Genomic DNA, 13,644 nt, shown 5'->3' on the forward strand with positions numbered 1-13,644 from the left:
CCGAAGGGCGCCCGGCAACGCGCAGGGCCCGCGCCGCCGACCGGCGACGCGGGCCCTGACACCCACTCGGAACCCGGAGGTCAGGAGCGCGGCGGAGCGGGAAGCACGGCCGACTTCAGCATCGGCAGGCTCCACTGCTGGTTCGGCCAGTAGCCGCAGCCCGCGATCTGGAGCCGTGTGCCGTTGGCCGCCGGCCCGCCGGGGATCTCGAAGCACTTACCGGACGCGGGGTGGAACAGCGCGCCGTTCGCGAGCGGGATCCACTTCTGCGCCGCCGTGCCGTCGCAGGTGCGGTACTCGAGCTGAGTGCCGTCGGTCATGCCGGCGTTCACCGTGGCGATGCACCCGCCCTTCACCCGGACGGTGCCGTCGTTCCCGAGGGCGAGCTGCTGCGCCTCGCTCCCGTTGCAGTTCACCAGCATGATCGGGTTGCCGTTGGCGGTGCTCGCGTTGACGTCGTCCACGCACATGTTCGAGTCGACGCCCGAGCGGACGACGCTGGTGAGGCCCGGCGCGCTCGGAGCCACCGCGAACGGGTAGACGGCGGTGCTGCTGATGGCTCCGTCGAAACTCGTGGACGGCTTGGACTGGTACCTGTACCGGCCCAGCGTGAACGGCCCCGAGGACGCCGGGCTGGTGCCGGCCCGGTGGACCTTGGTGCCGGCCAGGACGCCGTCGACGTAGAGCGCCATCGCTCCGGAGCCGGCGTTGTAGGAGGCGGTCAGCCGCGTCCAGACACCGAGCCGGGTCTGGGCGGCGGCGTTCTGCGTGTCGGTGTAGTCGTACGACCAGGTGTCGTCGTCCGAAGTCGCCAGGGCGAAGTGCCAGTTCATGCCCGCGCCGTCGCTGTAGAGCAGGAAGTTGCTGCCGTGCGAGGTCTCCTGGCTGGCGACCACACCGCCGGCCGACCCGGACAAGGCCCAGGTGGAGACGGTGAAGCTCTTGCGGGTGTCGACCACCGGCCCCGTCATGGTGACGTTCGAGCCGACGCCGGGGTTGAAGTAGCCCACGGTGGCCGGCCGGCCGTCCACGGTCTCCGGGCCCCAGCCGACGTTCGTGGCCGACCCGTCGGTGCGCTTCTGCCCGTCGCGGACGGTGTTGGTGCCGTCGTGCGTGGCCAGCCAGTTGCCGGCGGGGCGGTTGAGGTTGCCGAGCGCGACCGGGGTCTTCTCCAGGCCGGTCACCGTCGGGCCGGCGTTGACGTCGGCTGCCTTGGTGCCGATGCCGGCCCAGGCGACCAGTTGGTTGTTGGTGTCCACGGCCCAGAGGTCCGGGACGCCGTCACCGGTGACGTCGCCGTTGGAACCCACCTTCGGGTACAGCTTGGGGTCGACGCCGTTGGCCAGCCAGCCCTTGGTGGGGCTGGAGAAGGCGGAAGCGTCGAAGGTGTTCCCGGGTGCCGGGGCCAACTGGTAGGCGTGGATGGTGCCGTCGGTCTTCGAACGGGCCCACAGGGTGGGGATTTTCGTCCCCTTGGCCGGACCGGGGGTGATCAGGTTGTAGTAGTCCCAGTCCTGCTTGTCCTTGAGCGGGTCCGGCTCCGACAGCAGGATGGTGGGGCCGTCGAGGTTCTTGTTGGTGTCCTGCTGGCCGAGCCACAGCCGACCGTGTTCGACGAAGAGCAGCGAGGAGTTCGGCAAACCGGCCATGTTGGTCCCGGGGTTCCTGGGAGTGTCGCCGGTGGGTGATCCGAACGCCGCGATCTGAGTCACCGCGGACCAGTCACCGCCGTTGCCGTGCGTCGCACAGTCGATCGGCGTGTAGTTGGGCAGGATGCACGCGCGGCTCTTCGAGAGCTCGACGGCCGCCTGCCCGTCGAGATGCCCGGCCGTGTCGTCGTTGGCGTACAGGTAGAGCTTGCCGGCCCCGGGAGCGTGGGCGACAAGATCGTCGACGTTCCGCTCGCTGAACGAACCCCGGTGGGTGATCTGGACCGTGCTCCAGTCCTGGTTGTCGGCTGCCCCCGGCGCTGAGGCCGGCTTGGTGTTCGGCGATGCGTACGGGTCGGCGTGCGCGCCGACCAGGCGCAAGGAGCCGGTGCCGTCGGGCAACAGGACGTCGGCCTTCCGGTCGCCGTCGATGTCGCCCATGACCGGGTCGCCCGCGGCCGGGTTGCTCGGGACGAAGAAGGTGTACGCGACCGGCTGGGACATGTTGCCGGCGTTGTCCTGGGTCTGCAGGTAGAGGAAGTTCGTCCCCCAGTGGTTGGCGACGAAGTTCTTCAGCTCGAAGCTGCCGTCGCCGTTCATCTTGACGACGTTGCCGCCGTCGTTGCAGTTCCAGCCGGTGGCCGACGCCTGGATCGGGTCGGTGGTCCAGCGGGCGCAGGCCAGGCCGGAGGAGCGGCCGCCCGTGGCCGGGGCCGGGTCGGTGCCGGTCAGGACGAAGGAACCGGGCTCACCGACGCGCTTGGGGTGCCCACCGAGGGTTCCCGACTCGGGGAAGTCCGTCGAGGTGATGCGGGCGGTCGGCGGAGTCCGGTCGACGCGCAGGAAGCACGTCCGGCTGTTGTCGCTGGCGAGCGTGCCGTCGGTGGTGGTGGCGAACCAGCCGTACTGGTGGCCGTCGATCAACGATCCGACGCTCGCGTACTTGGGGCCCGAGCTCGCCGCCCAGCCGGTCTCGTAGACCTTCGAGGAGCCGTTGTCGTCGTCGTCCCAGATCTTGAACGCGGTCCAGAGCTGCTCACCGGTCGGCGACCAGGTGTCCGCGCTCAGGGTGATGTCGGTGTTGATCCCGACCCAGCCCGGGTTGTCCCAGGGGTTGGCGGTGCCGGGGGTCTGGCACGGGTCGGACGTGGCGTCGCGTGCGAAGCCCGGGGGCGGGCTGGTCTTGGGATCGCCGACGTGGGGCGCGAAGTCGTAGGTCACCACGATGTGCGGGTTGTTGGCCCACCGCTGGCGGTAGTACTTGTTGCCCTCGTCGTCGGGGGCGAACATGAAGGTCCAGCCGTCCCAGTGCTCGCGGGCGGCCTGGACCATCTGGCTGTAGACGTCGAACTCCTTGCCGCCGCCGCCGCGAATCCAGTTCATGCCGACCTTGGAGCAGTTCCACGGCTCGGGACAGGGCTGGGCGTTCCAGCGCGTCCACTGGTTGATCGGGTTGCTGTTGGCCGACCCGGTCGAGTAGAGGCCCATCGGAGTGTCGGTCGAGGGGCTGGACGACTCGGCGACGGTGGCGTAGAGCTTGGCGGTGAGGACGGTCGAGTCCCAGAACGCCGAGTTCAGACCCAGCTGGAAGTAGGCGCGTTCCTTGCCCTCCTTCTCACAGCGGTTTCTCGTGTCGATGTAGCCGCAGTAGCCGGCCGCAGGCGTGTCCTGGCCGAGCTGCGTGCCGTTGTACTCCATCGTCTCCGGGTAGGCCGACTGCACCTGGGCCCAGGCCTGGGTGCCGTTGTCGACGCTGGGGTTCCAGCCCGGGTCGATGAACCAGGGGCCGGTGCCCTGCCCGAGGAGCGAGGCGTCCGGCACCAGGTCGATGCCGCCGCCGCTGACGGTGGTGGCGATCGGCGCGGTCCGGGCGCCGGGGCCGGGAGCCTTGCTGTCGGATCCGGCGGCCTCCGCCGTGCCGTCCGCGGCGGGTGCCGCGGCGGACTGGGCCGCGGCCTTGGGCTCCGGGACCGGAGCGGTGGACGAGTCCCACATGACGGGTGCCGGAGCCGTGAAGCGGGCCTTGCCGGCAGCGTCCTCAGCCGACAGGTTGCCGGTGGCGTCCGCCTTGACGGTCAGTCCGTCGACGGCCGTGTCGAGGTGCAGCTTCTGGATCTTCGGGTCGGCCGCCGCCTGGGCGGTGCGCACGATCAGGACCTGACGCAAGCCACCGGCGGGGGTGGCACTCAGTTCCAGGTCGACGTCCGGCAGGACGGAGCGGTAGAGGGCGCTGCTGCCGGAGAGTTCGGGCTTCGGCAGGGTGAACGGCGCCTTGATCGACAGCTTCTTGCCGTCCGCCGTGGCCAGGGTGGCCAGCGCGCCGGTGCCGCCTCCGGAGAAGGTGAGGCCGGAGGGCACGGCGGTGGGCGTGACCGTCCCGTCGGGGGTGGTCCGCAGCGTCGCGTCCACGGCGCGCCAGGTGCCGTCGGCGTTCTTGACCCGCTCCACGATGGGCGATGAGTCGGTGGTCAGCGTGCCGTCCGGGTTGGCCGTGGTCTGGCTGCCGCCCGTGGTCATGGAGTCGACCACGACGGGCTTCCCGGTGCTCTTCGCCTTCGCCTGGGCGGCGCGTATCGCCTCGGTCCGCGCCGAGCGGGAGTCGGGCTGCCCCTTGGCGGATGGCGTCGGCCAGGAGGCGTCGGCGGGCCCGTGGTTGCGGTCGGCGGGAGCCGCTACCGCGATTCCGGGCACCGCCAGCAGCCCGGCGCCAAGGGAGAGCACGGCCGTGCAAGCGAGCGGCAGGAGAGCCACTCGGAATGTCCGGATTCCCGCAGGTCGTCGCGAAAAGGACGGAGATGGAGGATGTGACCTCGACATGAAGACCCCCTCGTCATTGGTGATGTGAGCAGAGATCGGTCGCACGCTGCCTTCACATTTGCTTCGCTGTCAAAGCGTTTTGTCGACGAGGTGTCCGAGTTGTCGGGGTGGTAACGCCTTGCTCTCCAGGTGACATTGATCACAGGGGAAGCTTTTACATCTTTCCTACTTTTGATCGGTCGTGTGCGCCTATGGTGCCGGGGGCCTGGGCCGGTCCGGTCGGCCCGATTCGAGCTTCGACAATCTGTGGGGGATCAGTTGTCTCGTTCTGTCCGCCTGTTCACCCGTCCGCGAAGTTTGCGGGTGGCCGTGGTGGCGGCTCTGGCCGTCACCATGTCCGTGGTGACGCTCCCTTCGGTGGAGGCGGTCGCCCAAGCGGCCGCCCCTCCCGACGTATGGGTGCCACCGAATACGCCGGTTCCGGCTACCCAGCCGGTGAAGGGCGCCGACGGCAAGCCCACCGGCCACACGCCGGATCCGGGCAAGAAGTGGTCGCCGCCGGCTGACTCCAGCCCGCCGGCAGGCCTGGCCACCGCCGTCCTCGGCGGTGCCGGTGCCGCCATGGCGCCGTCGGCGGCTGACGCGACGCCGACCTCGGTGCCCGTGCAGGCCGGTTCGCTGCCGGTCTGGGTCGCCTCGGCGCCCGGCGTGAAGTCGGCCGGCCTCGCGGCACCTGCGGCCCAGGAGGCCGCGTCGGCGCTCCAATCCCCGGCGCTCCGGATCGAACTGGCCGACCAGGCCCGGACCAGCGCCGCGGGTGTGAACGGCGCCTTGCTGGGCGTCACCGACGCCGGTGAGGGTGCTCAGGCCGGTCGGGTCCAGGTAGGGATCGACATCCAGGCCTGGGCGAAGAACGCCGGCGCCAACTGGGCCTCGCGGGCCCGTATCGTCCAGCTGCCCGGCTGCGCACTGACGACTCCGGGGGCCGTCGGCTGCGGCACCCGCACCCCGGTCCCGTCGCATCGGGACGCCTCGACCGGCCGTTTGGTGGCCGAGGTCGACGTCCCGCAGCCGACCACCTCCGTCGCCGCCAAGTCCTTCGCCTCCGGGGCCTCCGGGAGCCCGGCCGGCACCGCTTCGACCGTGGCACTCGCCGTCGAGGCGGAGGCCAAGGGCAGCGGCGGTGACTTCACCGCCTCGCCGATCACCCCGTCAGCCTCATGGCAAGCCGGCGGTAACGCGGGCAACTTCACCTACGGCTACACCGCCGAGCTGCCCTCCGCACTGGCCGGCCCGGCCCCCGACGTCTCGTTCGGCTACGACTCCTCCGCGGTGGACGGCAAGACCGCCTCCACCAACGCCCAGCCGTCCTGGATCGGCGAGGGCTGGGACTGGCAGCCGGGCTCCATCGTCCGCGCCTACAAGGGCTGCAAGGACGCCGGGATCGACAAGTCGGGCGACCAGTGCTGGGGCGGCGACCTGCTCCAGCTCTCGCTCGCCGGCCACGCGGGCCAGCTGGTCAAGGACGACAAGTCCTGCGAGTGGCACCTCCAGGGCGAGGACGGCACCAAGGTCGAGCGGCTGACCGGCCAGAACAACGGCGCCTGGAACGGCGAGGCCTGGCGGATCACCACCACCGAGGGCACCCAGTACTACTTCGGCGCCAACCACCTGCCCGGCGGCGACGGCACCGACCAGGCCAGCAACTCGGTCTCCACCGTGCCGGTCTACTGGCCCGGGGGCCAGGACCCGTGCCTGAAGACCGGTTCGCCGGCCACCAGCTCCTGGAACCAGATGGGCTGGCAGTGGTCGCTGGACTACGTCGTCGACCCGCACCAGAACCTGATCACCTACCGGTACGACCAGGAGCAGAACTACTACGCCCGGGGCGGCGGCCAGAACAACGGCAACGGCACCCGGACGCAGTACCAGCGGGCGAGCTACCCGACCTGGGTCGGCTACGGCCAGCGCCTGCCCGACCAGATCGCGGCCAAGGGCAAGGCCAACCCGGCCGCCCAGGTGTGGTTCCGCACCGCCGAACGCTGCCTGCCGGACAAGGACTTCAGCTGCGACCCGTCCCTGCGGACCAAGGCCAATGCCAAGCGCTGGCCGGACACCCCGGTCGACCAGAACTGCGACGCCACCGGTGACTGCACCGTCTACTCGCCGACCTTCTGGACCGCCAAGCGCCTGACGAAGGTCGACACCGAGGTCTGGGACGGCGCCAAGTACCGCCCGGTCGACTCCTACGCCCTCAACCAGTCCTTCCAGGACCCGGGCGACGGCACCTCGCCGTCGCTCTGGCTGGACTCGATCCAGCGCACCGGCAGCAACAACCGCACGCCGATCACCCTGCCCGCGGTGTACTTCCAGCCGCTGCAGATCGCCAACCGCGTCACGGGCCGGATCGTCCAACCGGACGGCACCTCGGCCTCGATCGAGCCGTACAAGCGTCCGCGCATCCAGAAGATCACCACCGAGACCGGCGGCCTGATCAACGTCGTGTACCGGCCCGCCGAGTGCTCGCGCGAGGTCGGCGGGAAGATGCCGGCGTCCGAGGACAGCAACACGATGGCCTGCATGCCGGTCAAGTGGTACCTGCCCGGGCAGACCGCGCCGGACCCGGTCAACGACTGGTTCAACAAGATCATCGTGCAGTCGGTCACCCAGGAGGACTCGGTCGCCGGCGGCCAGCCCGCGGTCGTCACCGACTACGAGTACGGCGGCGGCGCGGCCTGGCACCGCAACGACTCCGAGATGGCCGACCCCAAGGCACGCACCTGGGACCAGTTCCGCGGGTACGCGACGGTCACCACCCGCAGCGGCAGCGGCAGCGACGTCGAGGCGCCCCGCACCAAGTCGGTGACGACCTTCCTGCGTGGCATGGACGGCGACGTCCTCGCCAACGGCACGACCCGTCAGGTGTCGGTGAAGGACGCCCACGGTGGCACCATCAAGGACGAGAACGTCCTGGCCGGGTTCGTTCGTGACTCCGCCAACTACACAGGTGACAACGGCGAGTTGCTGTCCACCGTGGTCACCGACCCCTGGCTCGGTCCGATCACGGCCACCCGCAACCAGTCCGGCGGTATGCCCGCGGTCACGGCCCGGGCTGTCAACGCCCTGAAGGCGACCAACCGCGAGAAGCTCGCCAACGGCGACTGGCGCACCCGTGAGAGCTCCACCACGTACGACTCGACGCCACTCGCCCGTCCGCTGACGGTCTACGACAACGGGGACATCGCCCACCCCGAGCAGTTGCTCTGCACCTCCTTCGAGTACGCCGCCGGCCCCGGTGAGGCGCCGACACTGCTGGCCTCCCGCACCCTGGTCCTCAAGGGCGCCTGCGGCCAGACCGCGACCAAGGACAACACGGTCGCCGACACCCGGTCCTACTTCGACAACATGTTGCTCGGCCAGGCCGGCGCCAAGGCCGAGCAGACCTCGTCCGAGGTCCTGGAGCGATACGACGAGGCGGGCAGGCCGGTCTACCGGGCCACCGCCCGCGCGAGCTTCGACGACTACGGCCGGGTCATCAGCACCGTCGACCCGACCCGCACCGACGCCACCCACCCGGGCGGTGCCGAGACCAAGACCGCCTACTCGCCGGCGGCCGGCCAGCTGCCGACCCAGGTGACCCACACCAACCCGATGGGCTGGCAGACCGTCAGCACCCTCGACGTCGGCCGTAGCTCGGCGCTCAAGATCAAGGACGAGAACGGCCGGATCAGCGAGCAGGAGTTCGACTCCCTCGGCCGCGCCGTCGCGGGCTGGAGCCCCGGCAACGACCGCGCGACACATCCCACCCGTCCCAACCGCAAGTTCTCGTACTCGGTCAACGGTTCCAACGCGCCCTCGCAGGTACTCTCCCAGGCCCTGATGGGCAACATGGAGGGCACGGAGGAGACCTACACCTCCAGCTTCACCATCTACGACGGCCTCGGCCGAATCCGCCAGACCCAGGCCAGCACCCCCTCGGGGGCAACCGGCCGGATGATCACCGACGCGCTGTTCGACTCGCACGGCTGGCAGGTCAAGACCAGCGCCGCCTACCACAACGACCAGGCGCCGCCCAGCGGTCAGCTCTTCCTGCCCAACGGCGGGGTCCAGCCGGACAGCAAGATCCCGTCCCAGACCGTCAAGAAGTACGACGGCATCGGCCGGGTCGTCGACTCGATCTTCCAGTCGTACGGCATCGAGCAGTGGCGCACCCACGCGGACTACCTGGGAGCCGACGAGGTCCGCACCACCCCGCCGGCCGGCGGCTACGCCACCGCGACCGTGTCGGACGCCCGCGGCAACACGGTCGCCTTGCGCCAGTACAAGGCCAACACCCCGACCGGCGCGTACGACGAGACCACCTACGGCTACACGCCGGAGGGCAAGGAGGCCTGGCGCAAGGACGCGGCCGGCAACCGGTGGACGTATGAGTACGACCTTCTGGGCCGGCTGGTGAAGTCCACGGACCCGGACTCGGGCACCGGGACGACGGCGTACGACGACAGCAAGAACCTCGTCACGGTCACGGACTCCCGCGGCAAGAGCGCCACCAGCGTCACCGACCTGCTCGGCCGCAACATCGCAGCCTACGAGGGCACGACGGCCGACCCGGCCAAGAAGGTCGCCACCTGGACCTACGACAGCCTGGCCAAGGGCAAGCCGACCTCCTCGACCCGATACGTGGGCAACGACGCCTACACGTCGGAGATCACCGGCTACGACATCGGATACCGCGAACTCGGCGCCAAGGTCACCATCCCGACGGCGGAGAAGGAACTCGCGGGGGTCTACCAGACCGACAACACCTACAACGCCGCAGGCCGCCTGACAACCACGACCATGCCGGCAGTGGCCGGCATGGGCAGGGAGAAGCTGACTTTCGCCACCGACACCGTCGGGCAGTTCGGCGGACTCACCAGCAGCTTCGGCGCCGCGAAGTCGACCCTCGTGGCCGACGTCCGCTACGACCCCTACGGCCGGCCGTACCGCACGACAGTGGGTGGCGCGGGCGCGCAGATGGTCGCCACCATGGTGATCGACAACGCCACCGGCCGGGTGACGCGCTCGATCGTGGACAAGCAGACCGCCGAGACCGCGCACGTGGACTCGGTCGACTACACCTACAACCCGATGGGCCAGGTCACCTCGGCCCGCAACGCGCAGGACGGCCAGGTCGCCGACCTGCAGTGCTTCACCCACGACTACCTCGGGAGGCTCACCCAGGCCTGGACCGACGCAGGGACCCAGACCACCAAGCCGCAGCCGAGCGTTCCCGGCGTCGGCGCCTGCACCAACACCGACGGCCCGGCCGTCACCGCCGGCAAGCCAAGCATCGGCGGGCCCGCCCCGTACTGGCAGCAGTACGAGTACGACCTCATCGGCAACCGGACGAAGCTGGTCCAGAAGGACGTCACCGGCGACGCCACCAAGGACGTCACCACCACCCAGACCTTCGGTACCGGCCCCAACGCCCCGTCCACCGACCCGAAGACGGGCGGCGGAACGGGCGGTCCGCACGCGCTGATGAAGTCCACCCGGACCGGCCCGGCCGGTACGGCGGTGACCTCGTACACCTACGACGCGGCGGGTAACACCACCTCGATCACCGACACTCCGGGCACCAGGACGCTGACCTGGAACGCCCAGGGCAAGCTCGACCAGATCACCGGCACCGGCCAGAGCGGTGCGACCAGCTACCTGTACGACGTGTCGGGCAACCAGCTGATCCGTCGCGAGGCCGGCAAGACCACGCTCAACCTGGGCGCGGACCAGATCACCCTGGACACCGCCACCAAGGTCGTCAGCAACGTCCGGAGCTACGGGGCGCCCAACGGCCTTTCCATCACGCGCACCACGACCAACGGGACGTCGACGCTGGCGTACCAGGGCGCGGACCCGCACGGCACCAACGGTGTCCAGTTCGACTCGGCAACCCTCGCCCACGTCCGCCGTCCCACCGACCCGTTCGGCAACGAGCGCGGCACCCAGCCCGCAGCGGGCGTCTGGGCCGGGGACAAGGGCTTCGTCGGCGGCACCATGGAGAAGTCGACCGGCTTCACCCTTCTCGGCGCCCGTGAGTACGACCCCGGGACGGGGCGCTTCATCAGCCCCGACCCGATCGTGGACGCCGGTGATCCCCAGCAGTGGAACGCGTACGCGTACGCCAACAACAGCCCGATCAACAAGTCGGACGCCAACGGTCTGAAGCCCACGTGCGACACTCAGGCAGAGTGTGACGGCATCACAGCCGCAATGGACAATGGTCACGGCTACACCTGGATCACCCCCGCGAGTTGGTCGCCGCCCACGGTGCCCCCGCCACCGGCGCCCACGCGGGGAGAGTGGACCGCGGGCCAGGCACTCGATACCGCGCACAAGAACCTCAACGAGAGCAAGCGCAAGCGCGACGAGCTCGTGCACAAGGTGGTCGACATCGTCGGCGACCTGATCGGCTTCAACGACGCCCGTGACTGCTTCACCAAGGGCGACGTGATGGGCTGCATCAACACCGCGCTCAACGTGGTGCCCTGGGGCAAGGTCGCCAAGGTCATCAAGGCCGGACTCCAGGCCCTCAAGATCTACCGGGAGATCGAGAAGGTCTACACCGCCATCCGCTCCGGCGAACGCGCGGCCCAGGAAGCCGAAGCCGCGTACGTCGGCGCCAGGACAGCCGCGGCGGAAGCCAGAGCAGCTGAAAAGGCTGCAGCCAAGGCAGCGGAAGAAAAAGCCGAAAAAGGACTAACGGCGGACGCCGCGGGGACTGAAGGAAAGGCGCCTAAGGCGTCGACGAACGATTCATCGCTTTTTGACATCATGGACGAATTGTCTTCGGGGTCTACGCCTAGCGGATTCGAAGTAATCGGCCCTGGCGAGGTCAGGGTTGGCGACGTGCACGGCGACGTAATCGTTCGCGGTGGGGTGCTCCATGGAAATGTACATGGAACTCTAGTAATGACAGATGGCGGCGCAGTCGTCGGGGATTCATTTAGGAGCGTGTTGCAGGTTGGGCACACCAATACTATTGGCGGCAAGAGGCTAGCAGGCTCCAACTCCATCACCTTCCCTGGCGGAAGCGCAACCTTCAATGGGTCAGTTGTCCAGATTGGGCGAATATATAAGAATGGGCGTAGGGTGATGCCATCCGGATTTGATAACATTCGGGAGATGAATAATATCATTTCAGGTGGGGTGTTCAATGGTAACGTAACGCAGGTTGGGAAGTGGGAAGATTGAGAATATCGCCCGCTAGCTAGCTAGGGAGTTTTCTGAAATTGGCATCCGGCGCGCTTTGGGGTGCTGATCGGGGCCTCGGCTATTGCCTGCCTCACGTGAACAGAGGAAGGCTGACCGAGTGAGTGAGGTATTTGACTCTCGGTTGGCCGATGGCTGGACTACCTGAAGGTGTATCTGTGGTGGTCGGGCGTGCTGGTGCGGCCAGTGCGCCCGACCAGTTCGTCTTGGTCCGATCCCATTGCGAGGAGGTCCAGTCGTGGTCGATCTGCCGAACACGTGGTGGGTTCTGTATGGGCTCGCCTCTTCGGCTTCTTGGTCGATGGCACGCTCGACCAGGGATCACATGCCCACCTGGGGTGAGGTCGAGGGGCGTAGTGCGGCAACTGAACACAGTGAACCACGACGTGCTGGTCTCGACTCCCGCGGTACTGTGACTACGTGCATGTTCAGACTGCCCCACGTGAGCACGATCGGAGCGCTGGACAGTCAGATCGCGATTTCAGTTGAATCCCTTGGATTGGCTCGGCGGCCTAGGCAATCGCTGATCGTGTAGATCAGAAAGGATGGAGAGACACCCGCTCGGGTTTTAGTAGGTAATATCTGCTATTGATGCCCAGCTCGAGCTGTGTAGGACTACTGCGTGCAGTGCTCACTCCACCTATATGGAAGGGTTCGCTCCCAGTCCTCGATCATTTCCCTCAAGAGCCGGTCGAGTTCATTGAAGCTGGCCTTCTGCTCGGAATTCAGGTCCCGAGTCTGACTCGCGGTTAGCTCGCGGATGCCCTTCAGGACCTCTGCAATTTGAGCATCATTTAGGCCCTTCTTGCGACACTCATCTACCTTTTCGAGCCCGACTGTGTAGGCACTTAGGCGCGCCATCGTCATTGCGGGAGGCTGATCATTTGGCCCGAGTTCCGCATCCAGGAGGGAGAACTCGATCTTTCCTGCATTGGTCCAGAGCTCTACAAGCTGACCAGGTGAAGGAATCGGCTGCCCGGCAACCACTAGAACTCCGGAGGGGCCGAGTTCCGCGGTGATCGATCCGTCCGCCGCGACGGAGATTGAGCCTTCTGTGCCGCGAATCTGGACATTTTCCACTGATACTGTGGCGGGCAAGCGAACCGTACGAAGGGTCATCGCCAGAGTCTATAGGTCAACTACCCCCGTACGGCAACGACCGCAGTTCGCAGGGCTGGGGCGTCGTCTTCGGCTGGCTCATCGCCGGATGGCTCGAAGCCAACGAGGATCTGGTCGCCGATACAGGCCAGTACGAGGCCGCGAACTTCCTTCGCCTCACCTGTCTCGATCAGGAACTTGCCGACCGTGTGAAACCGGGGGCCGGTGGTGAAGACCTCGTCGACCGGCAGAATCCGCTTGCCCGCGAGCACGCCGGAGCTTGAGCGCCCCGGCGTGCTCGCGGGCGGCCTCCATCGTGTCGTTCCACCCCTTGCCAGTCGACTTCAGTGATCCGGCCGCCGGCACTGGCGACCGGATCAGCGTCGTGTACCGGTACCACGAGGCCAGTCATCCGTGTTCGTGACGTGGATCATCGCCGGCCCCTGACCAGGGCCCGCACATTCAGTCCACCAACGGGTACTTCTCGAAGTGCTCCTTGAGCCTGACGGCTTCCAGGAGGCCACGCTGGTGTTCCCCCGGCTCTTCTCGCCCGACGAGACGGCAGCGCAGGTCTCCCACCAGGTCGTGGCTCAGTGAGGTCAGGGTCGAAGGGTGGAACTTCACCCGACGAGGTCCTACTGAGGCGACGAGCGCGACCCACCCCGTAGCCGGTGGCCGAGTGCCGCCGCGCTCTCCGGGTCCCGGCCGCCACCACCGAACCGTTGTCGAGAGTTCGGGCGCGGGCCCGGTGGCTGTCAGAGGGCGTTTGAAGTGAGTGGATTGCCCTTTATATTCTAGTAGGGCTTGGTCAGGTCCGTATGGGTGTGGGGATGTCGCGGTGGCAGGTGGGGCAGGCGCCGGCCCAGGTGGCGAGGAGTAACTGCAGCTC

The 13,644-nt window shown here is 68.0% G+C and carries 5 protein-coding genes; 1 reads left to right on the top strand and 4 read right to left on the bottom strand.

The window, feature by feature from the left end:
• Positions 1-80: 80 nt before the first annotated feature.
• Positions 81-4,370, bottom strand: coding sequence for a ricin-type beta-trefoil lectin domain protein (locus tag ACIQ87_RS29025; protein ID WP_402412084.1), 4,290 nt, complete (start codon positions 4,368-4,370; stop codon positions 81-83).
• Positions 4,371-4,901: 531 nt separating this feature from the next.
• Here ACIQ87_RS29025 and ACIQ87_RS29030 point away from each other — a divergent pair.
• Positions 4,902-11,639 (top strand): RHS repeat domain-containing protein, encoded by a 6,738-nt coding sequence (locus ACIQ87_RS29030; protein ID WP_402412087.1) that lies wholly within the window; start codon positions 4,902-4,904, stop codon positions 11,637-11,639.
• Positions 11,640-12,272: 633 nt separating this feature from the next.
• Here ACIQ87_RS29030 and ACIQ87_RS29035 read toward each other — a convergent pair.
• The 3 genes from ACIQ87_RS29035 to ACIQ87_RS29045 all read right to left on the bottom strand — a co-directional run bounded on the left by ACIQ87_RS29035 (position 12,273) and on the right by ACIQ87_RS29045 (position 13,379).
• Positions 12,273-12,776 (bottom strand): hypothetical protein, encoded by a 504-nt coding sequence (locus tag ACIQ87_RS29035; protein ID WP_402412090.1) that lies wholly within the window; start codon positions 12,774-12,776, stop codon positions 12,273-12,275.
• Positions 12,777-12,796: 20 nt separating this feature from the next.
• Positions 12,797-13,027: a hypothetical protein gene (locus ACIQ87_RS29040; protein WP_402412093.1), complete on the bottom strand. Its 231-nt coding sequence runs from the start codon at positions 13,025-13,027 to the stop codon at positions 12,797-12,799.
• A gap of 190 nt (positions 13,028-13,217) precedes the next feature.
• Positions 13,218-13,379, bottom strand: a complete 162-nt coding sequence (locus ACIQ87_RS29045) for a hypothetical protein (protein ID WP_402412095.1) — start codon at positions 13,377-13,379, stop codon at positions 13,218-13,220.
• Positions 13,380-13,644 lie beyond the last annotated feature (265 nt).

The sequence above is a fragment of the Kitasatospora sp. NPDC096204 genome (assembly GCF_044763205.1).
Classification (GTDB): domain Bacteria; phylum Actinomycetota; class Actinomycetes; order Streptomycetales; family Streptomycetaceae; genus Kitasatospora.

What these genes read in the sequence shown, in the direction of transcription:
- ACIQ87_RS29035 (WP_402412090.1), bottom strand. Translation starts at nt 12,776, where the DNA reads ATGACCCTTCGTACGGTTCGCTTGCCCGCCACAGTATCAGTGGAAAAT.